The organism is Serratia sp. CY47444, assembly GCF_052168635.1.
GTDB classification, from domain to species: Bacteria; Pseudomonadota; Gammaproteobacteria; order Enterobacterales; family Enterobacteriaceae; genus Serratia; species Serratia bockelmannii.
The window spans coordinates 288502-306317 of the sequence record NZ_JBJNMH010000003.1; the positions used below are offsets into that span (position 1 = coordinate 288502).

Here is a 17816-nt window from a genome sequence, read left to right on the forward strand (position 1 = left end):
AATATAATGCCCACAAATGAAACGTAGATGAAACAAATTTGTTTTGCAAGTGTTACTTTTGGTTTGAATATTGCCCAATCGACTGCTAGATTTATAGAATATTGAACGAAATCGGCGGTGGAGAAGCTTATCGTTCATAATTTCGAACGTACCAAGGGGATAGCATGGACAATATATTTAACAGACCAGTCATTGGCGTCGTCATGTGCAGGTATAGGTTAAACGGGCACCTCACACAGACCTTGCAAGAAAAGTACCTGAATGCCGTTATCACCGCCGGCGGCTTGCCGATCGCCCTGCCGCACGCGCTGGCGGAGCCGGAAATGCTGGCGGAGCTGCTGCCGCGCCTCGACGGCATTTTGCTGCCGGGCAGCCCCAGTAATGTGCAGCCGCACCTTTATGGTGAAAACGGCGATGAGCCTGACGCCGATCCTGGCCGAGACGCGTTGAGCCTGGCGCTGATCCGCCAGGCATTCGACAGGCGCATTCCCCTTTTCGCCATTTGCCGCGGCATGCAGGAAATGGTGGTCGCCACTCAAGGCACCCTGCATCGCCGCCTGTACGAACTGCCCGAGCTGCTGGAGCATCGTGAAGATCACGACCTGCCGCTGGAACAGCAATACGCCCCCGCCCACGAAGTCATCGTTCAGGAAGGGGGGCTGCTTTCGCAACTGATACCGGATTGCAACAGATTCTGGGTGAACTCGCTGCACGGCCAGGGTGCCAAAACCCTGGGCGCGAGCGTTCGCATCGAGGCGCACGCCGCTGACGGGCTGGTGGAGGCGATCAGCGTGCGCGATCAGCCCTTCGCGCTCGGCGTGCAGTGGCACCCCGAGTGGAACAGCGACGAGTATGCCCTGTCGCGCCTGTTGTTTGATGGTTTCATCACCGCCTGTCGGAACTATCAAAAGGAAAAACGCCCATGAGCGACGTCAGCTTGGCACCGGGAAAACGTCTGTCGCAGATCCGTCAACAATTGGGGTTGTCGCAGCGCCGGGTCGCCGAACTGTCTGGGTTAACCCACAGCGCCATCAGTACTATCGAGCAAGATAAGGTCAGCCCGGCCATCAGCACGCTGCAAAAGTTGCTGACGGTGTACGGTCTGTCGCTGTCGGCGTTTTTCGCCGAGCCGGAAAAACCGGCTGAGCCGCAGATCGTGATAGACAGCGACGACCTGATCGAAATCGGCAGCCAGGGCGTTTCGATGAAGCTGATCCACAACGGCGACCCGAATCGTACGTTGGCAATGATGATCGAGACCTACGAACCGGGCACCACCACCGGCGAGCGCATCAAACACCAAGGGGAAGAGATTGGCACGCTGCTGGAAGGCGAAGTGGTGCTGCAGGTCAACGGCCAGAGCTATCACCTGCTGGCCGGGCAGAGCTACGCCATCAATACCGGCATCCCCCACAGTTTCAGCAACACGTCGGCGCGCATTTGCCGGATTATCAGCGCCCATACGCCGACGACATTCTGATCAACGGAGCCAGGCATGAACTTTCACCACTTGCAGTATTGGCAACAACGGGCGCAGGCCCTGAAGATTGAGCACCAGCTGTTTATCGACGGCCGCTACCAGCCGGCCGCCGCGGGGAAATGTTTCGCCGTGGAAGATCCCGCCGGCCGCCGTGAGCTGGCGCAGGTCGCGCGTGGCGAAGCCGCCGACATCGATCGGGCAGTCAGCGCGGCGCGCGCCGCCTTTGAGCGTGGCGACTGGGCGCAGGCCGCCCCGGCGCAGCGCAAAGCCACGCTGCTGCGTTTCGCCGATCTGATGGAGCAGCATCACGAAGAGCTGGCGCTGCTGGAAACGCTGGACACCGGCAAACCCATCCGCCACAGCCTGCGCGACGACGTGCCGGGCGCCATCCGCTGCATCCGCTGGTACGCCGAAGCGATCGATAAGGTCTACGGCGAAATCGCCCCCACCGGCCGCGAGGCGCTGGCGCTGATCGAGCGCGAGCCGATCGGCGTGGTCGGCGCCATCGTGCCCTGGAACTTCCCGCTGCTGCTGGCCTGCTGGAAACTCGGTCCGGCGCTGGCCGCCGGCAACAGCGTGGTACTCAAACCCTCCGAAAAATCGCCGCTGAGCGCCATCCTGCTCGGCAAATTGGCGCAGCAGGCCGGGTTGCCGGACGGCGTGCTGAACGTGGTGCCCGGCTATGGCCACGACGCCGGCAAGGCGCTGGCGCTGCACCGCGACGTCGATGCCCTCACCTTCACCGGCTCCACCCTGGTGGCGAAACAGCTGATGATTTACGCCGGCGAATCGAATATGAAGCGTGTCTGGCTCGAGGCCGGTGGCAAAAGCGCCAACATCGTCTTTGCCGACTGCCCGGATCTGGATCAGGCTGCCCGCAGCGCCGCCGCCGGCATCTTCTACAATCAGGGGCAGGTGTGCATCGCCGGCACTCGCCTGCTGGTCGAAGCGAGCATTGAGCAAGCGTTCCTGCAGGCGCTGCGCAAACACGCGGCGGCCTTCGTCCCCGGCGATCCGCTCGATCCCGACACGGTGATGGGCACGCTGATCGACAGCGGCCACTGCGAGAAAGTGGCCGGCTATATCGATCGGGGGCTGAGCCAGGGCGCCGCGTTGTTCCTCGACGGGCGCGACCATCCGCAGGGCGACCACGCCGGCTATCTGGGGCCGACCATCCTCACCCAGGTGAACAACGCCATGAGCGTGGCGCGCGATGAAATCTTCGGCCCGGTGCTGGCGGTGACCACCTTCGACGACGAGCAACAGGCGCTGCAGCTGGCCAACGACAGCGACTACGGCCTCGGCGCCGCGGTCTGGACCCGCGATCTGGCGCGCGCGCACCGCATGGCGCGCCAACTGAAGGCCGGCACGGTGTTCGTCAACAACTATAACGACGGCGACATGACCGTGCCGTTCGGCGGCTACAAGCAGAGCGGCAACGGCCGCGACAAATCGCTGCACGCGCTGGACAAATTTACCGAATTGAAAACCACCTGGATCTCGCTGGAATAAGGGCTTATCTCATGACTGAACACGTAAAAAGCTACTATGCGGCCACGGCCAACGCACATCAGCCCTATCCGCAACTGAATGAATCGATCGAATGCGACGTCTGCGTGATCGGCGGCGGCTATACCGGCCTCTCCTCCGCGCTGTTCCTGGTGGAAGCCGGCTATAACGTGGTGGTGCTGGAAGCGGCGCGCATCGGTTTCGGCGCCAGCGGCCGCAACGGCGGCCAGTTGGTCAACTCTTACAGCCGCGACATCGATGTGATTGAAGAGCGTTACGGCGCGGAAAGCGCCCGCCTGCTCGGCAGCATGATGTTCGAAGGCGCGGAGATCATTCGCAGCCGCATCAGCCGCTACGCCATCGACTGCGACTACCGCCCCGGCGGCATCTTCGCCGCCCTGAACAACAAGCAGTTCCATGCGCTGATCGAGCAAAAGCGCAACTGGGAGCGCTACGGCAATACCCAGCTCGAGCTGCTCGATGCGGATCGGGTGCGTCAGGAGGTCGCCAGCGATCGCTACGTCGGCGCGCTGCTCGATCACAGCGGCGGCCACATCCATCCGCTCAATCTGGCGCTGGGCGAGGCCGAGGCGATCCGCCTGCAGGGTGGGCGCATCTTCGAGCAATCGGCGGTGACGAACATTCGCCACGGTGAACCGGCGCTCATCAGCACCGCCAACGGCCAGGTGAAGGCGCGCTTCGTCATCGTCGCCGGCAACGCCTACCTGGGCGATAAGCTGGAGCCGCGGCTGGCCAAGCGCAGCATGCCGTGCGGCACTCAGGTGGTGACCACCGAACCGCTGGCGCCGGAGATCGCGCAGGCGCTGATCCCGCAGAATTACTGCGTGGAGGACTGCAACTACCTGCTGGATTACTACCGCATCACCGCCGATCATCGTCTGCTGTACGGCGGCGGCGTGGTATACGGCGCGCGCGATCCGGACGATATCGATAACCTGATCCGGCCGAAGCTGCTGAAGACCTTCCCACAGCTGAAAGGGGTGCGCATCGACTATCGTTGGACCGGCAACTTCCTGCTGACGCTGTCGCGCATGCCGCAGTTCGGCCGCCTGGAGAATAACGTGTACTACATGCAGGGCTACAGCGGCCACGGCGTGACCTGCACCCATCTGGCGGGCAAGCTGATCGCCGAGTTGATGCGCGGCGACGCCGAACGCTTCGACGCCTTCGCCAAGCTGCCGCACCTGCCGTTCTTCGGCGGGCGCAATCTGCAGATCCCGTTCACCGCCATCGGCGCGGCCTACTACACGCTGCGCGACCGCATCGGCGTCTAAAACAGCAGGCCCGGTCATCCTGACCGGGCCTGTACGTTAACGCTTAAACGATCTTCGGTTGACCGTCCGAGGCGGTCGCCCCGCCATCGACCGGGATGTTGGCGCCATTGATAAAGCTGGCGTCGTCGCTGGCCAGGAACGCCATCACCGCCGCCACTTCTTCCGGCTCCGCCGCGCGCCCCAGCGCGATGCGCTCATTGAACTTGTCGCGGATCTCCTGCGGCCAACCGTTGGTCATGTTGGTTTTGACCAGGCTCGGGCAGACCGAGTTAATGCGCACACCGTCACCGCCGTGGTCCAGCGCCATGGCGCGCGTCAGGTTGACTACCGCGCCTTTCGCCGCGCAGTAATAAGCCGCGCCCCAGTCGCCGCCCAGGCCAGACACCGACGCGGTATTGACGATACAACCTTTGGTTTTCAGCAGGTGCGGCAAGGCGAATTTGGAACAGAACACCACGCCGTCGATATCGACCCCGGCGATGCGGCGCCAGTCGTCGACGCTGGTTTCCAGCACGCTGCCCGCCACGTGTACGCCGGCGTTGTTCAGCAAGACGTCGATGCGGCCCAGTTTTTCCGCCACCTCGTTCATCATTTTTTCAACCGCGACGTGATCGGAAACATCGATATGCACCGCCATCGCGCGGCCCTTCGGCAGCGAAGCGGCGACCTTATCTACCGCCTCTTTGGCCCAGTCGGCCAGCACCACGATGGCGCCTTCGGCGGAGAAACGCCGCGCCGCCGCTTCCCCCATGCCATTGCCCGCACCGGTGATAACCACGACTTTATTGTCAAAACGCATGAGACCTCCTCCATGTGAACGTATTTATATAAGTCATACAAATCTCATTGCCCCGAGGATAAGACGCCTCTCTCCAGAGAACCAGTCAAAACGTGCGGTTTATTAACCAAAAGGAGGTATGTCAGTGATTTCAATGCGCTGGATTAACCTTTATCGGATTTTGGCCAACATATTGATGGATAAAATAAAATCACGGTGAGTCACTATTCGTCAGGCGGATTGTCAGCTAGCGGGATTATTGCGGGTAGGCGGTTATGGCTGCTCAGAGATAAGCGATACGAATGAAAAAAGGCAGCCGCCCGCAGGCGGCGGCGACTATTTTTTCTCGATGGGGACAACCAGCAGATCGACGTTCAACTCATTGATCGCCTGACGCGCCGAAGAAACCAGCCGGCTCCAGACATCGTGGTGATGGCCGAAGATCACCAGATCGAACCCTTTCTCTTTCGCCACCCGGTTCAGCTCTTCCGTCAACGCGCCACGGCTGACGATCACCTCTTCGACCGGATACGACGACTGCCCTTTGATCGCATTGAGCATATTCTTCACCCGCTCCGAAAAGGTGCGATCGGTGTAGTTGTAATCTCCCACGCCCAGATCGACGTAATAGCCGGCGCGGTGGATGTCGATATAGATCAGGGAAAGTTTGGCATGGAGCGCGGCAGCCAGCCTGGCGCCCTTGCCCAGCAGAAACTCGGCGTCTTCGCTGAGATCCGTGGCGACAACGATATGCTGATAAGCCATGACGGTGGCCCTCCGCGTCAAACCCATGAACAGGATGGCGTTCCTGCCGCATGTTTCTTATGCACCTTAAGTTTAGCCCAGCGCCGAGCCCTTCGCCTGCGTCAAAATCGTTCCATTTATGGAACGATGTATCCCGACTTCAGGCTCTACCGGATTTCTCTCTTCTCCCTACACTGTAGGCAAGTGCTGAGTTTCAGCCTTATCAATCAAAGAAGATACCCACTGACCTCACGACGAGAAAAGGAAAACACCATGAGCACTCCAGCCAACTTCAACGGCCAGCGTCCTGTTATTGATGCCAATGACGCGGTCATGCTCCTGATCGACCACCAGAGCGGCCTGTTCCAGACCGTCGCCGATATGCCGATGACCGAGCTGCGCGCCCGCGCCGCCGCCCTGGCCAGCATCGCTACCCTCAGCAAACTGCCGGTGATCACCACCGCCTCGGTGCCGCAGGGCCCCAACGGCCCGCTGATCCCGGAAATTCACCAGAATGCGCCGCACGCGCAGTACGTCGCCCGTAAAGGGGAAATCAACGCCTGGGACAACCCTGACTTCGTAGCGGCGGTCAAGGCCACCGGCCGCAAGACCCTGATCATCGCCGGCACCATCACCAGCGTCTGCATGGCCTTTCCGTCCATCAGCGCGGTGGCCGAAGGCTATAAGGTCTTTGCGGTGATCGACGCCTCCGGCACCTACTCGAAAATGGCGCAGGAAATCACCCTGGCGCGCGTGGTGCAGGCCGGCGTGGTGCCGATCGACACCGCCGGCGTCGCCTCCGAGCTGCAGGGCAGCTGGAACCGCGCCGACGCTCAGCAATGGGCCGAGGTTTACACCAAAATCTTCCCGGCCTATCAGCTGTTGATCGAGAGCTACCTCAAGGCGCAGGACGTGGTGAAAAACAACGAACTGCTGGACTCGCAGCGTTAAAATCGCGGGCATAAAAAACCCCGGCTAAGGCCGGGGCTATTGATCATGTGCCGGTGGCTTTCCCGGCTGTCATGTTATGGCGTAAGCGTCCATCCAACACTCCAACATTACGCAGCCTAAGCACAACTTTTTCACAACAGAAAAAAAGACTGAAAAGTGGCATTATTATTTATGCGATAATCTGTTTTTCTGTTGCCAATAATAATTAATTATTGGAACGTCATCGAGGAATCGAACCCCAGTCCGCCAACGAATATTTCGCTGCCGCTCTTCCTGCTGAGCTAATGACGTATCGATAAAGACTCCGGGCGAACCCGGAGTTTATTCAGGCTAAAGGTGTTATTTCTTAACTGCTCCGGCTTAAACCCTCATCGCTGTCGTAAGAAACCGCACCTCGACCGAAAATTACAACGCGACCACGTTGCCGGCAGAAGGACCCTTCATACCCTTTTCGATAGTGAACTCAACCTGTTGGCCTTCGTCCAGCGTTTTGAAATCGTTGCTCTGGATAGCAGAGAAGTGTACGAACACGTCTTTGCCGCCGTCTGCCGGGGTGATAAAGCCGAAGCCTTTCCCTGCATCAAACCATTTTACCAAACCCGTCATTTTAGTAGACATAGAGATATTTCCTTTCTATTTTTGCGACGCCATAGGGCGATAGAGGTCTGTTTTTATTGGAAACTTATGGGGCACTAGAGAAGAAAATTCGCGGAAGAAGAGGTATCTGGGAGATATCACTAACACTTAGAACTGCTTTACTAAAACTGCTTTCATAAGGTCTGTATGACAAACCGATGACGCTATTTACACACAGCTAATTTATTTAAGCAAGATATATTTTAAATTATATTCATATGGCTCATAAATTTATTATCGCAAAAGGCCGCTGACGCCTGTCGCTACGGGCAGGTAAAAAAAGGTTTCACCCTGCTGGATCATATCGGCGATTCATTATAAAACTAAGGCTAACTCGCTGCTTACAGGCCGTTAACCGATGATCGATATGCCAGCCGTGCTCGCCGTTTTCACCGTCTATATCGTTGGCGTGGTGATCCCCGGCCCCAATTTTGTCGCCGTCGCCCACAAAGCCGTTTCCGCGCGCCGCAGCGAGGCTTTCGCTCTGGTGGCGGGCATTGTCTTGGTCAACCTGTTCTGGGCGAGCAGCGCCCTGCTCGGCGTCGGTATAATTTTCGCCTTGTTCCCCTGGTTGGCGCTAGCGGTAAAAGTGGCCGGCGCCGGCTATTTACTGTGGTTCGGCTATCGGCTTATCGCCCAGGCGGCGCCTTCTTCCGGCCCCTCCACGGTGACCGGGAAAAGCGGTTTTCGCGTCGCCTTTCTGCAGGGCATCGCCACCAACATCGCCAATCCCAAATCCATTGCGTTTTACGCCGCCGTCTTCTCATCAGCGGCGCCCGCCCATGTTTCTACGCCGACCTTCCTCGCCATGCTGTTGGAAGTCGCGGTGATAGCCAGCTTGTGGTACGGGTTGGTGGCGCTGGTGTTGTCGCACGCCCCTGTCGCCGGCGCCTACCGCCGCAGCAAGGCTTGGATCGATCGCGCCTGCGGCACGTTGATCATCGTACTGGGGCTGCGGCAGCTGCTCAGCCGATGATCGCGATCCCGAGCCGCTCCAACAGCTGCGCGGCCTGGTGGCTGTCCATTTTGACGCCCTGCAGATCGGTGGTGCGTAAATCCAACTCGCCCAGTTCCGCGTTGCTCAAATCACACTGGGTGACGTCGGCGGCACGCCAGTCGAAACCGGAGAATTCGCCGCCGGACAGATCGGAGCCGCTGAAGCTGGCGCCGAGCACCTGTGCGCCGTGCCAGCGGTTTTCCCACAGCTCGCATTTCTCCAGCACCACCTTGGCGAAGTTGGCATAGCTCAGGTTGCTTTTGGTGATATAGGCGCTGCAAAACCAGGTGCGGCTGGTGATCATGTTCATAAAACTGGCGCCGCGAAAATCAGCGCCCTGCGCGCGGCATTCGCGGATCTCGATGCCCAACGCGTTGGCATGACGAAAATCGGCCATCGATAAGTCACAGCTTTTAAAACTCGCGTCTTTCAGTATCGCGCGGCTGAAATTGCCGCCCTGTCGGCTGTCGCGATCGTAGAATTGGCAGCCGATAAATTCGGTGCCGGTCAGATCGGCACCCGAAAAATCACACAGCATAAAGCTGCCGTTTTCAATCTTCTCGCCGGTAAAACGGTTACGTTCGATCTTCTCACCCTTCAGCGCCAGGCTCATTGCAATACCCCTGTTTATTTATACAGCCAGGGCAGCATTTAATCCTATTCCGACAAGGTTGGCAACCGTCGTCGATCAGCGTGCCTCAGCCGCAGGCCGTGCTAACGCCACCTTGACGATGCTGAACGTCCTGATGCTCTCCGCCTGAGCGACGTCAGCAAACAGTTTGGGGTAACGGGAGTTGACCACCCACACCTCGCCATCGCGCAATGCGGCGCCGGTCGGCCCATCCAATCCCGGCGGCGTGGCGACCGCGGCGACATGGGCGCTGGCCCAGCCGTCGGCCGAGGCGAGCAGCGTCACGTCGCCGGACATGCTCCCCTTTTCACCCGGAAAAGACTGTACGATCACCAATTCGTTGGCGTTTTTGAGCCGCAGCCCATCCGGCCCTTTCAGCCGCTGCGGCAGCCTGATTTCACTTATCGCAGGCGTGTTATCCAGCGTCACCTTCCACAGCAGCCCGCGGGTGTAGTCCGACGCAATCAGGTAGCCATCCGGGTGATACACGATGCCGTTGAGATAAGGCTGTGTGCCCTGCGCAGCGGCGGGTGCGTCGGCCGGCATCAAACGCGCCGAACGCACCAGAATCGACACCTGGCGCGTTGCTCGGTCGATCTTGTAAATCTGCGGCTGGAAGCTGTCGGTGACGTAGATATTGCCCTGCTCGTCGAGCGCCAGATCGTTGGCCAACGTCGGCCCACGGCTTAACGATGAAAGATCGTACGTCTGCTGCAACGCGCCGGTATCGAGACTGAACTCCAGCACCTGCGCCACGCGATTGCGCGTGCCGGGGGCAGAGTTGAGGGACACGCCCACGTCTTCGTTGCACACCAGCACCCGGTTGCGTTCGGCGTCCACCAGCATGCCAGAGGTGGTGATAGGCCCCTTACCGGTGGAAAACCGCCGATAACGGCCATCCGGGTAAACCAGGCCAAGCTGCCCGCCGCGCAGGGAGGAGACCAGGAAGGCACCAGCGCGCGGATCCCAGGCGACGCCCTCCGGGTAGGCGCCGGCGGGATCCGGCGAAAACGCGATGCGCTGCGTGGCCTGCGCCTGCATTACGCCGCTGAGAAACAGCGCGGCGCCGGCCAACTGGGTGACGCGCCGGCGGTGCGGCAATAAAAAAGAAAAGAGGCTGAAGCGGAACATGAGCATGACCCTGATGATGACTCGGATCGCTAGAGTAGGATCGCGCCGCTCACGGCACCAGCCGGGAAAAAGCAATGCGCTACTAAAAAAATCGCAGTAATCAGCGCAAAAAAAACCGCCCGGTGCGGGCGGTTGAGGTGGCGGCGAACCGTTACTTCAGCGCTTCCTGAATGGCGTCGGCCATCGGGCCGATGTGCTTCTCCGCCGCCTTCAGCTGGAAGTCCACGCCGTTGCCGTCGTTGGTATCCGACAGCGTGGCCTTGATCAGTTCCAGCGCCGCCTGCACCGCCACCAGCCGTTTGTGCTGTTCGTCCGTGACCGGTTCGGCGCCCATATTGGCCGGATAGTAATGTTCTAACATCGCGATCTCCTTTTGATGACGTTAACCTCTAACCTACCAGAAAACCGCGCATTTACTAAGGAAACCCGGCCCGGCACGGCCGAATGACGATAAATTGCACTATACTGGGCAAACACTCTCCCCTGTTACAGGATCATCGCCATGTCATTCCAGGGAAGCTGCCACTGCGGCGCCGTCACCTTCACCGTGGATGCCGAACCGCCTGCCGAAGCCCTCAGCTGCAACTGTTCAATCTGCCGCCGCAAAGGGTTGCTGCTGTCCTTCTTTCCCGCCGCCGCCTTCACGCTGAACAGCGGCCAAGACCAGCTCAGCAGCTACACCTTCAATCAGCACAAGATCCGCCATCAATTCTGCCGGACCTGCGGTGCCCAGCCCTTCGCCTACGGCACCGCGCCGGACGGCGCCGCGATGTGCGCCGTTAACCTGCGCTGCGTGCCTGCCATCGCGCTGGATACGTTGCAGATCCAGCGCTACGACGGGGCCAGCGTCTGAGGCTCCGCGTTTTCAGCGGTAGACGGAGAACTTCTTGGTGAGCGGCTTAAGCTGTTCAGTATCGCCGTAGAGCGCCACCGCCACGAAGTCCAACTGCTCGTAGGGGGTATTGGCGGTGTCGGCGATCTGTTGTTCGGCGGAGTGCGACAGCATGGTGGTGGTGAAGAAGTTGGACAGCACGCCCTCCTCCTTGCACTTGAGGATCAGGTTGCTGAGCTGGCTGCTGTTCTTGGCCTGCAGGATGACGATCGGGTAGTGGCTCATATTGGCGCTGACGCCGTCGAGGCTGCTCGGGTAGTGGTGAAACTCGCGCTGCTCGATAAGATCGGTGATGCCCGCCGTCAGATGGCAGGAGGCGTTAAACAGAGTGGCCGGTTCGTGGTTGCGGTTGAGGATGATGTAGAATTTTTTCTCGTTATCGCTGTACATACTCTTCTCCTTGAATAGACAACCCTTTTTACCCAAGCCAAGGGCGGTTTTCAAGGCGAGATAAGGGCCGCGTCCGGCCCCGTGATGACGTTTCAGCCTCAGATCCCGCCTTCGCCCGGGCCCAGCGGCTGCGCCACCTGATGCAGCACGGTGATGTTCTGCAGGATAGTGCCGCCGTCAATCGGTTTCATCTGGCCGTCGCGATCTTTATAGTGCGTCGGTTTGGCGCCGTGGAAGAACAGGCCAGCGTTAACCTGCACGCCCAGATAGCCTGCGCTGGCCGGCAGGCGCTGCACGTCGGTCCAGGGGTTGGAAACCGGCACGTACTGGAAGCCCTCGCCCGTCTTGGCGTATAGCGGGCGCAGCAGCGTGACAAAGGCCATCATCGGCGACAGCGCTTCTTTAAAGATCTGCACCGGCCGATCGACCGTCATCAAGAAACCCTGCGGTTGCTCCTCAACCGTGTCGAGGCTCAGGCTGCTGCTGATATCATCACCCCGGCCGCCATAGCTCCACTCCATCACCGGCGCTCCATTTTCATTCATCATCTCTGACATACACTGCTCCTTATAAATAAAATTGATCGGGCACGCTCGCTGCGTGCCGGAACAGTAAACCGCTGAACGGACACCCGCGTCCACGCAGGGAGGTACGCTGGCGAACCAAACAACGAGGTGCGCAAAAATAAAGCTCGAAATGAATAATTTCTCCGCGTGATAGCGCAGCATTTGAACGACGTCTGTCATGGCGCAGACGCATAGTGAGGGCGTTACCGCCTCTGGAGAGTGTTATGACCGCGATTAAACCGGACGCCATCGACCGCGTCCTTCCCGCCGCTACGCCCTGGCTAGCCGTCATCAACGTGCTGTTCGCCGGCATCGCCGCGGCGCTGCACGTAGGTAAGGCCACCATCGCGCTACCGGCGCTGCAGGCCGAATTCGGCCGTTCGCTCGAAACGCTGAGCTGGGTCATCTCGGCCTTTCCTTTCGTCGGGGTGTTCGGCGGCATCGCCGCCGGGCTGCTGGTGCGCCGCTGGGGCGATCGGCGCCTGCTGGCGGCGGGGTTACTGATCGTCAGCGCCGCCAGCTTTACCGGCGCCACGCTGCACGACTTCAACGGATTGATCGTCAGCCGCTTTGTCGAAGGCCTCGGCTTCGTGATCGTGGTGGTCGCCTCGCCGGCGGTGCTGAACCGCATCGTCGCCCCGGCGCAGCGCAGCCTGGTGTTCGGCATCTGGAGCACCTTCATGCCGGCAGGCATCGCCATTTCATTGTTTTTCGGCCCCCATCTCGCCGGCTGGCAACAGAGTTGGCAGGCCGGTGCGGCGTTGACGCTGCTGGCCGCCCTGCTGCTGCCGCTGACCACGCCCCGACGCGCCGCCAAGACGCACGTTCCGCCGTTGCAGCTGCGGCATGCGCTGGGCGCGATGCTGCGGGCACGCCAACCGCTGTTGCTGGCGCTGATGTTCACCACTTACAACCTGCAGTTTTTCTCGGTGATGACCTTTCTGCCGATCTTCCTGATGCAGCGCATCGGCCTGTCGCTGGCGGCCGCCGGCGGCATCAGCGCAGCGGCGGTGGCGGCGAACATCATCGGCAACCTCGCCGCCGGGTTCTTGCTGTCGCGCGGTCTGCGGGCCGGTAGCCTGCTCGCGGCCACCAGCCTGGTCATCGGCATCTTCGGCATCGGCATTTTCCTGCCGATGACGCCCAACGGCCTGCTGATCCCACTGTGTTTCCTGTTCTGCGCCATCGCTGGCATGCTGCCCGCCACCATTCTGGCCGCCACGCCGGCGGCGACGCCGGAGCCCACGCTGTTGCCGCTGAGCCTGGGGCTGGTGATGCAAGGGAACTATCTCGGCCAGGTGATCGGCCCGGTCGCGCTGAGCGCCATCGTGGCCGCAGCCGGTTGGGTGGCGCCGGCGTGGCTGGTGCTGGCGGCGGCCCTGTTGGGGGCGCTGTTGGCGCTGGCTTTTCTCAGCCGGCGGCATAATGCGGGGTCATAAGCAGAAAGGTCGTTCTGATTGTTATAAGCGGTGCTGAATTTTCCCTGGTGCAGGTGACTGCCTATCGCGAAGGATATGGCCAGTGATGATCAAGGCCCGACAATGACAATGCGCCAGTGGCCGCGAAATACACCAGCAGGCCGGCAAAGGCGATCAGTAGCGTTTTCTCGATGACACCGAGTCGTTTGTGTTCAGTCATTTGCATACTCCTTCGTGATATCGGACGAAAGGCCGCCCTCCTAAAAACTAGGAAAGCCTGGCGCAGGCGGCAAGCGCGGCTCACAAAATGAAACACAATCGATAAATTTTGTTAATTATTTAGCCCTCTTTCTTTTCTCGCGCCGCCGCCTGTTCACCCTGCAGCGCCCGCCTTTCCCTTAGTAACCCTATGGTATACGCCGTTAAAAATCCCCTACCGGTTAAGCAAAGGTGATGATAGTGTTGTTTTCATTCAGTTCATCTATGCTGAAAATTCATCTTTTGAGGGACGACTATGATGTCTAAAGGCATTTCCAAGGGATTCTTTATTCTGATCCTGTTCATCGTTACCGCCGCCTTTCTCGACGTGCTGGGGCCTTATTACTCCTCAGTGCTGTGGGCGGTTATTCTGGCGGTGATTTTCCATCCGGTGAAAAAGAAGTTGAAGCAGTACGTCGGCGAACGCAACGGCGTGGTGTCGCTGCTGACGGTGGCGCTAATCTGCCTGATCGTGTTCACGCCGTTGGCGATCATCGCCTCGTCGCTGGCGATGGAATTCAACGTGATCTACACCAAACTGCAAACCAACAACAGCCAATTGCCGACCATGCTGGCGGACTTTATGCGCCACCTGCCCGGCTGGGCGCAGCGCTTCCTGGCGGAGCATAACCTCAACAACGCCGCCGAGATCCAAAAACAGCTTTCCGACGTGGCGCTCAAGGGCGGGCAATACCTGGCGGGCAGCGTCTTCCTGATCGGCAAAGGCACCTTCAACTTCGTCGTCGGCTTCGGCGTGATGCTCTACCTGCTGTTCTTCCTGCTGAAAGACGGCCCCTATCTGGTGAACCTGGCGCTCGAAGCGCTGCCGCTCTCCCAGCACGTCAAGCACCACCTGTTCGTGAAATTCGCCGCCGTCTCCCGCGCCACCGTCAAGGGCACGGTGGTGGTCGCCGTGGTGCAAGGCGCGCTCGGCGGGCTGGCCTTTTACTTTACCGGCATCGACGGCAGCCTGCTGTGGGGCGCGCTGATGGCGTTCCTGTCGATCATCCCGGCCGTGGGCTCTGCCATTATCTGGGTGCCGGCGGTGATCTACTTCTTCGCCACCGGCATGCTGTGGAAAGCCATTTTCCTGGTGGTATTCTTCGTGGTGGTGATCGGCCTGGTGGACAACATTCTGCGCCCACTGCTGGTAGGCAAAGACACCAAAATGCCGGACTACCTGATCCTGATCTCCACCCTGGGCGGCATGGAGATTTACGGCATCAACGGCTTCGTCATCGGGCCCTTGATCGCCGCGCTGTTCATCGCCTGCTGGAACATCCTGTCCGGCCGCGACAGCGAGGAGAACATCGAAGAGATCGACGAAGAATTCATCGAGGAAGGCAAAAATCATCCCGACGCGGCGGCGGAGTAACCCTCTCGCAGCGAATCACACAGGGGCCCAATTGGGCCCCTTTTTTTGTCTGTGGTATCCTTGCCCGGCTCACAAGGAAGAAAGGGTTTCATTATGCTTATTTTTTACGCCACGTTGGCCATCGCCTTCACTCTGCTGTGCCTGTTAGCCTTTATCTATTGCGCCTATCAGCTGTCGAAGCACGGCGACGTCAGGTTTTTGGCCTCGCTTTCGGTGCTGATCTTCGCGCTGCTGGCCTTCTATGCCGCTTATGGTTACGTCAGCACCTGGCTGCAACAGCAGGCGGTCGATGTCCGGCTGTATTAGCGCTGCGGGATGAAAAAGACCTGCTCCGGGTCGCCGTCATCGAGATTGTCAATTTGGCCGCTGGCGACAAACCCGGCGTTCAACAGCAGCCGCTGCATCGGCAGGTTGGAACGATTGGTGGAGGTGAACAGCTTCGGATGTCGGCAATGGGATTTCAACGCCGCAATCAGCGCCTGCCCGACGCCCCGGCGGCGATAGCGCTCGCCGACCATCAGCATCTCGACAAAGCCGCAGCCGAAGAAGTGATAGTGCAGCACAGCGTAGCCCATCACCACGCCCCGTTCTTCGGCAAGATAGCAGACACTCTGTGCGCACCAGGTGCGGATCTGCGCCGCGCGCTGCGGCTCGTCTTCGGCGACGCTGTCGAGGGCGATCAGGGCTGCGGCATCGGTTTCAGTGGCAAGACGAACAGGCATGTTTACCCCCTTATGTTTATGGGTAGCAGCGACACCGCTTCAACGAAACGGCAACCGAAGCGGGATAATTTTTACATCCCCGCCGAATTTTGTAATCCTATTATAGAGTTACTAAAACACACGCCAAGGAAGGAAAGCATTTCCCGATGAGAATACCGCAAATCTCCGCCGCCCTGCTGTTTACCCTGCTGCTGGCGGGCTGCCAGTTCCACAAAACCGTGTTCCCGCCGCCGTATATCGGCACCCCGCAAGAGATCAGCACCTACGAAGTGAAAGGGCTGACGTTCGTCACCACCGTCACCTTCAGCGGCCTGTTCGCCGAAGATCTGGTGCGCGAATACGCACAGAAACACCACTACCGCTATTACGTGGTAACGATGCGCAGCAACGGTTTTAAAGATCGAGCAGAGCGCGTGAGCGCGATGATGTATCGGTAAGCCCTGGCAACATATGCCGTGAAATAGTGCCAAAAATCCAGGTTCAGCGTAGAAAAGCGCGATACGGAACGTGGCAAAGCCGCAAAGTCACAGGCAGCATGAAAGTACGGCCTGTGACTTTGATTTAATTATCTAGCATCGCAGTTGCCGCCCTTTATTTCACTGCGGGCGAAATTCCAATGTGATTATTTGGAACGCATTGTGGATCTCTGGCGTTGGCGGCTTAGGCAGACGCGCATCGGTAACCGCTTTCATCGCCGCACGGCAAAGAGCCGGATCGCCACCTTCAGTTCGAACACCGATTGGCAGGCCGTCCGGCGCCAGCGTGATACGCAATGTGCAGCGTTGGCCTGAGTAGGTGGCGGCGTCTTTTAAATGGCGTTGAATCTCAGCTTGCACCTGAGTCATGTAATGTAATTTCTCTTTCCCCGTCGCAGGCGTCTTTGGGTCGCCAAGGTTGGCGAAAAGATCATCGACCTCTTTATTCACCGGATCGTTTTGGCTGGGGGCTGTGTGCTTCGCGCACCCGGTTAATGCCAGTGCGAGCATCGCCGCCAATAATGTGGCGGCGCCGGTTTTGTAGCCTGAATGCGTGATTTTCATATCCCTGTCCTTATGGATGATAGTCAGCCGAAATCAACGTGGTATTCCCGGTGCATACTTATACATAATTAACGCCCAACCACCAGAGACATTGTTAGCATCAAGCATCGGCATGCGGAGTATCGTGAGCCGATGATGACATGAAGCCATAGCGCCCTCACCGGGCAGTACGTCTGCGTATCCTGACCTATCGATAACGTTGTTATCCGAACGATCAATCACCCCATCAATAAATTAAGAAATTCTTAATTTTTTATCGCATTAAAAGCGTTTCAACGCTAACAATCTGGAGATTCTGCCTATACTTACTTTCCTGCTATTAAATTCATTTAAGTAACCAGGATGGTAAGTATGAAAAACAAACGACTCTTTGCCGCGCTTCTTACTGCGACTACGGTGATGTTCATGGCGGGCTGCGCTTCCAATCAGGCGATCAAAACAACGGATGGCAAGACCATTGTCACCGACGGCAAGCCTCAGGTCGATAAAGATACCGGGTTAGTCTCCTATCGAAATGCAGAAACGGGCAAAACGGAACAGATCAATCGAGACCAGATTGCAAACATGAGTGAGTTGGATAACTAAAAGGAGCTTCAAATGAAAAAAGCGCTTGTTCTTCCCGCGATCGCCCTGATTGCTATCGCCGCACTGTCAGGCTGCACACGCACCAGCTACGCCATTCATACCCACGATGGCAGAACGATCATCAGTGACGGCAAACCGAAAGAAACCTCTGCCGGGTTGATCGGGTATACCGATGCCAATGGCGTCAAACAGCAAATCAACAAGACGGAAGTTAAAGAGGTTTCAGAGATCCCTCATTAAGGTTCCGATAATCTTAGCCCGCTAAAACCTAGGGAGCCCATGGCTCCCTCCCAACTCAAACACCAACCGTGCCTGCCCGCGTTTAATGAGAACGTCGATAACCACCTGACATTTCAGCAGACAACGTTCTCAGGTTTGCCATACGGATCTCCCCTTTCCCGGCGTCGAACGGCTATAA

24 protein-coding genes and 1 pseudogene are annotated in these 17816 nt (G+C 58.7%); 13 read left to right on the forward strand and 12 right to left on the reverse strand.

From position 1 onward, the window contains the following. The first annotated feature begins 164 nt into the window (after positions 1–164). The 4 genes from puuD to ACJ8IL_RS07845 are packed head-to-tail and all read left to right on the forward strand — an operon-like array spanning position 165 to position 4284. Complete coding sequence (gene puuD, locus ACJ8IL_RS07830) at positions 165–926, forward strand: gamma-glutamyl-gamma-aminobutyrate hydrolase (protein ID WP_025302552.1); 762 nt, start codon at positions 165–167, stop codon at positions 924–926. Then, a complete protein-coding gene (gene puuR, locus ACJ8IL_RS07835) occupies positions 923–1480 on the forward strand; it encodes an HTH-type transcriptional regulator PuuR (RefSeq protein ID WP_016928041.1) in 558 nt (185 codons plus the stop codon). Before puuD ends, puuR begins: the two co-directional genes overlap by 4 nt. Before the next feature lie 15 nt (positions 1481–1495). Continuing rightward, a complete protein-coding gene (gene puuC, locus ACJ8IL_RS07840; RefSeq protein WP_025302551.1) occupies positions 1496–2992 on the forward strand; it encodes an aldehyde dehydrogenase PuuC in 1497 nt (498 codons plus the stop codon). 11 nt (positions 2993–3003) lie between these two features. Continuing rightward, positions 3004–4284: an NAD(P)/FAD-dependent oxidoreductase gene (locus ACJ8IL_RS07845; protein ID WP_025302550.1), complete on the forward strand. Its 1281-nt coding sequence runs from the start codon at positions 3004–3006 to the stop codon at positions 4282–4284. Between the two features lie 43 nt (positions 4285–4327). Here the strand turns inward: ACJ8IL_RS07845 and ACJ8IL_RS07850 are convergent, their stop codons facing one another. Both ACJ8IL_RS07850 and ACJ8IL_RS07855 read right to left on the reverse strand, forming a co-directional pair. Beyond that, the gene (locus ACJ8IL_RS07850) at positions 4328–5083 is read right to left on the reverse strand and encodes an SDR family NAD(P)-dependent oxidoreductase (protein ID WP_025302549.1); all 756 of its coding nucleotides are present in this window, start codon (positions 5081–5083) and stop codon (positions 4328–4330) included. A 315-nt stretch (positions 5084–5398) separates the two neighbouring features. Next, complete coding sequence (locus ACJ8IL_RS07855; RefSeq protein ID WP_025302548.1) at positions 5399–5827, reverse strand: universal stress protein; 429 nt, start codon at positions 5825–5827, stop codon at positions 5399–5401. 252 nt (positions 5828–6079) lie between these two features. On the opposite strand from ACJ8IL_RS07855, the gene ACJ8IL_RS07860 reads away from it, so the two are divergent. Further along, on the forward strand, positions 6080–6757 hold the full coding sequence (locus ACJ8IL_RS07860; protein WP_016928046.1) for an isochorismatase family protein: 678 nt from the start codon (positions 6080–6082) through the stop codon (positions 6755–6757). Between the two features lie 213 nt (positions 6758–6970). Here ACJ8IL_RS07860 and ACJ8IL_RS07865 read toward each other — a convergent pair. Together ACJ8IL_RS07865 and cspE are read right to left on the reverse strand one after the other, a co-directional pair. Continuing rightward, positions 6971–7048: pseudogene (locus ACJ8IL_RS07865) on the reverse strand. A gap of 114 nt (positions 7049–7162) precedes the next feature. Beyond that, complete coding sequence (gene cspE, locus ACJ8IL_RS07870) at positions 7163–7375, reverse strand: transcription antiterminator/RNA stability regulator CspE (protein ID WP_025302547.1); 213 nt, start codon at positions 7373–7375, stop codon at positions 7163–7165. A gap of 376 nt (positions 7376–7751) precedes the next feature. On the opposite strand from cspE, the gene ACJ8IL_RS07875 reads away from it, so the two are divergent. Next, entirely contained in the window at positions 7752–8369 is a 618-nt protein-coding gene (locus ACJ8IL_RS07875) for a LysE family translocator (protein ID WP_060432916.1), read from the forward strand. Here the strand turns inward: ACJ8IL_RS07875 and ACJ8IL_RS07880 are convergent. The 3 genes from ACJ8IL_RS07880 to ACJ8IL_RS07890 form a co-directional block, all read right to left on the reverse strand. Continuing rightward, entirely contained in the window at positions 8359–9003 is a 645-nt protein-coding gene (locus ACJ8IL_RS07880) for a Qnr family pentapeptide repeat protein (RefSeq protein ID WP_141997869.1), read from the reverse strand. The two genes, ACJ8IL_RS07875 and ACJ8IL_RS07880, sit on opposite strands and share 11 nt — an antisense overlap. 75 nt (positions 9004–9078) lie before the next feature. After that, positions 9079–10152 (reverse strand): SMP-30/gluconolactonase/LRE family protein, encoded by a 1074-nt coding sequence (locus ACJ8IL_RS07885; RefSeq protein ID WP_442516465.1) that lies wholly within the window; start codon positions 10150–10152, stop codon positions 9079–9081. A 151-nt stretch (positions 10153–10303) separates the two neighbouring features. Continuing rightward, complete coding sequence (locus ACJ8IL_RS07890) at positions 10304–10513, reverse strand: hypothetical protein (RefSeq protein ID WP_004941260.1); 210 nt, start codon at positions 10511–10513, stop codon at positions 10304–10306. A 141-nt stretch (positions 10514–10654) separates the two neighbouring features. On the opposite strand from ACJ8IL_RS07890, the gene ACJ8IL_RS07895 reads away from it, so the two are divergent. Then, on the forward strand, positions 10655–11005 hold the full coding sequence (locus ACJ8IL_RS07895; RefSeq protein WP_442516466.1) for a GFA family protein: 351 nt from the start codon (positions 10655–10657) through the stop codon (positions 11003–11005). Positions 11006–11017: 12 nt separating this feature from the next. Here the strand turns inward: ACJ8IL_RS07895 and ACJ8IL_RS07900 are convergent, their stop codons facing one another. After that, on the reverse strand, positions 11018–11434 hold the full coding sequence (locus ACJ8IL_RS07900; RefSeq protein ID WP_004941246.1) for a DUF2000 domain-containing protein: 417 nt from the start codon (positions 11432–11434) through the stop codon (positions 11018–11020). A 98-nt stretch (positions 11435–11532) separates the two neighbouring features. Then, complete coding sequence (locus ACJ8IL_RS07905) at positions 11533–11991, reverse strand: hypothetical protein (protein ID WP_043141449.1); 459 nt, start codon at positions 11989–11991, stop codon at positions 11533–11535. Between the two features lie 233 nt (positions 11992–12224). Between ACJ8IL_RS07905 and ACJ8IL_RS07910 the strand changes: the two genes are divergently transcribed. Beyond that, positions 12225–13439 (forward strand): MFS transporter, encoded by a 1215-nt coding sequence (locus tag ACJ8IL_RS07910; protein WP_342095984.1) that lies wholly within the window; start codon positions 12225–12227, stop codon positions 13437–13439. 61 nt (positions 13440–13500) lie between these two features. Here the strand turns inward: ACJ8IL_RS07910 and ACJ8IL_RS07915 are convergent, their stop codons facing one another. Next, positions 13501–13638: a hypothetical protein gene (locus ACJ8IL_RS07915; RefSeq protein ID WP_162837928.1), complete on the reverse strand. Its 138-nt coding sequence runs from the start codon at positions 13636–13638 to the stop codon at positions 13501–13503. 294 nt (positions 13639–13932) lie between these two features. Between ACJ8IL_RS07915 and ACJ8IL_RS07920 the strand changes: the two genes are divergently transcribed. Continuing rightward, positions 13933–15051, forward strand: coding sequence for an AI-2E family transporter (locus tag ACJ8IL_RS07920; protein WP_342095983.1), 1119 nt, complete (start codon positions 13933–13935; stop codon positions 15049–15051). A 93-nt stretch (positions 15052–15144) separates the two neighbouring features. Continuing rightward, entirely contained in the window at positions 15145–15357 is a 213-nt protein-coding gene (locus ACJ8IL_RS07925; RefSeq protein ID WP_089195803.1) for a hypothetical protein, read from the forward strand. Here ACJ8IL_RS07925 and ACJ8IL_RS07930 read toward each other — a convergent pair. Beyond that, entirely contained in the window at positions 15354–15773 is a 420-nt protein-coding gene (locus tag ACJ8IL_RS07930; protein WP_442516467.1) for a GNAT family N-acetyltransferase, read from the reverse strand. The genes ACJ8IL_RS07925 and ACJ8IL_RS07930 overlap by 4 nt on opposite strands. A 146-nt stretch (positions 15774–15919) precedes the next feature. On the opposite strand from ACJ8IL_RS07930, the gene ACJ8IL_RS07935 reads away from it, so the two are divergent. Beyond that, positions 15920–16210, forward strand: coding sequence for a hypothetical protein (locus ACJ8IL_RS07935; protein ID WP_025302534.1), 291 nt, complete (start codon positions 15920–15922; stop codon positions 16208–16210). A 159-nt stretch (positions 16211–16369) separates the two neighbouring features. Here ACJ8IL_RS07935 and tolA read toward each other — a convergent pair whose 3' ends face one another. Further along, on the reverse strand, positions 16370–16813 hold the full coding sequence (gene tolA / locus ACJ8IL_RS07940; RefSeq protein WP_141969300.1) for a cell envelope integrity protein TolA: 444 nt from the start codon (positions 16811–16813) through the stop codon (positions 16370–16372). 351 nt (positions 16814–17164) lie between these two features. Here tolA and ACJ8IL_RS07945 point away from each other — a divergent pair, with 351 nt between their 5' ends. Beyond that, positions 17165–17398, forward strand: a complete 234-nt coding sequence (locus ACJ8IL_RS07945) for a YgdI/YgdR family lipoprotein (RefSeq protein ID WP_089196955.1) — start codon at positions 17165–17167, stop codon at positions 17396–17398. 12 nt (positions 17399–17410) lie between these two features. Further along, the gene (locus ACJ8IL_RS07950; protein ID WP_089194648.1) at positions 17411–17638 is read left to right on the forward strand and encodes a YgdI/YgdR family lipoprotein; all 228 of its coding nucleotides are present in this window, start codon (positions 17411–17413) and stop codon (positions 17636–17638) included. The last annotated feature ends 178 nt before the right edge of the window (positions 17639–17816 follow it).

What these genes read in the sequence shown, in the direction of transcription:
- puuD (WP_025302552.1), top strand. Translation starts at nt 165, where the DNA reads ATGGACAATATATTTAACAGACCAGTCATTGGCGTCGTCATGTGCAGG.
- puuR (WP_016928041.1), top strand. Translation starts at nt 923, where the DNA reads ATGAGCGACGTCAGCTTGGCACCGGGAAAACGTCTGTCGCAGATCCGT.
- puuC (WP_025302551.1), top strand. Translation starts at nt 1,496, where the DNA reads ATGAACTTTCACCACTTGCAGTATTGGCAACAACGGGCGCAGGCCCTG.
- ACJ8IL_RS07845 (WP_025302550.1), top strand. Translation starts at nt 3,004, where the DNA reads ATGACTGAACACGTAAAAAGCTACTATGCGGCCACGGCCAACGCACAT.
- ACJ8IL_RS07850 (WP_025302549.1), bottom strand. Translation starts at nt 5,083, where the DNA reads ATGCGTTTTGACAATAAAGTCGTGGTTATCACCGGTGCGGGCAATGGC.
- ACJ8IL_RS07855 (WP_025302548.1), bottom strand. Translation starts at nt 5,827, where the DNA reads ATGGCTTATCAGCATATCGTTGTCGCCACGGATCTCAGCGAAGACGCC.
- ACJ8IL_RS07860 (WP_016928046.1), top strand. Translation starts at nt 6,080, where the DNA reads ATGAGCACTCCAGCCAACTTCAACGGCCAGCGTCCTGTTATTGATGCC.
- cspE (WP_025302547.1), bottom strand. Translation starts at nt 7,375, where the DNA reads ATGTCTACTAAAATGACGGGTTTGGTAAAATGGTTTGATGCAGGGAAA.
- ACJ8IL_RS07875 (WP_060432916.1), top strand. Translation starts at nt 7,752, where the DNA reads ATGATCGATATGCCAGCCGTGCTCGCCGTTTTCACCGTCTATATCGTT.
- ACJ8IL_RS07880 (WP_141997869.1), bottom strand. Translation starts at nt 9,003, where the DNA reads ATGAGCCTGGCGCTGAAGGGTGAGAAGATCGAACGTAACCGTTTTACC.
- ACJ8IL_RS07885 (WP_442516465.1), bottom strand. Translation starts at nt 10,152, where the DNA reads ATGTTCCGCTTCAGCCTCTTTTCTTTTTTATTGCCGCACCGCCGGCGC.
- ACJ8IL_RS07890 (WP_004941260.1), bottom strand. Translation starts at nt 10,513, where the DNA reads ATGTTAGAACATTACTATCCGGCCAATATGGGCGCCGAACCGGTCACG.
- ACJ8IL_RS07895 (WP_442516466.1), top strand. Translation starts at nt 10,655, where the DNA reads ATGTCATTCCAGGGAAGCTGCCACTGCGGCGCCGTCACCTTCACCGTG.
- ACJ8IL_RS07900 (WP_004941246.1), bottom strand. Translation starts at nt 11,434, where the DNA reads ATGTACAGCGATAACGAGAAAAAATTCTACATCATCCTCAACCGCAAC.
- ACJ8IL_RS07905 (WP_043141449.1), bottom strand. Translation starts at nt 11,991, where the DNA reads ATGTCAGAGATGATGAATGAAAATGGAGCGCCGGTGATGGAGTGGAGC.
- ACJ8IL_RS07910 (WP_342095984.1), top strand. Translation starts at nt 12,225, where the DNA reads ATGACCGCGATTAAACCGGACGCCATCGACCGCGTCCTTCCCGCCGCT.
- ACJ8IL_RS07915 (WP_162837928.1), bottom strand. Translation starts at nt 13,638, where the DNA reads ATGACTGAACACAAACGACTCGGTGTCATCGAGAAAACGCTACTGATC.
- ACJ8IL_RS07920 (WP_342095983.1), top strand. Translation starts at nt 13,933, where the DNA reads ATGATGTCTAAAGGCATTTCCAAGGGATTCTTTATTCTGATCCTGTTC.
- ACJ8IL_RS07925 (WP_089195803.1), top strand. Translation starts at nt 15,145, where the DNA reads ATGCTTATTTTTTACGCCACGTTGGCCATCGCCTTCACTCTGCTGTGC.
- ACJ8IL_RS07930 (WP_442516467.1), bottom strand. Translation starts at nt 15,773, where the DNA reads ATGCCTGTTCGTCTTGCCACTGAAACCGATGCCGCAGCCCTGATCGCC.
- ACJ8IL_RS07935 (WP_025302534.1), top strand. Translation starts at nt 15,920, where the DNA reads ATGAGAATACCGCAAATCTCCGCCGCCCTGCTGTTTACCCTGCTGCTG.
- tolA (WP_141969300.1), bottom strand. Translation starts at nt 16,813, where the DNA reads ATGAAAATCACGCATTCAGGCTACAAAACCGGCGCCGCCACATTATTG.
- ACJ8IL_RS07945 (WP_089196955.1), top strand. Translation starts at nt 17,165, where the DNA reads ATGAAAAACAAACGACTCTTTGCCGCGCTTCTTACTGCGACTACGGTG.
- ACJ8IL_RS07950 (WP_089194648.1), top strand. Translation starts at nt 17,411, where the DNA reads ATGAAAAAAGCGCTTGTTCTTCCCGCGATCGCCCTGATTGCTATCGCC.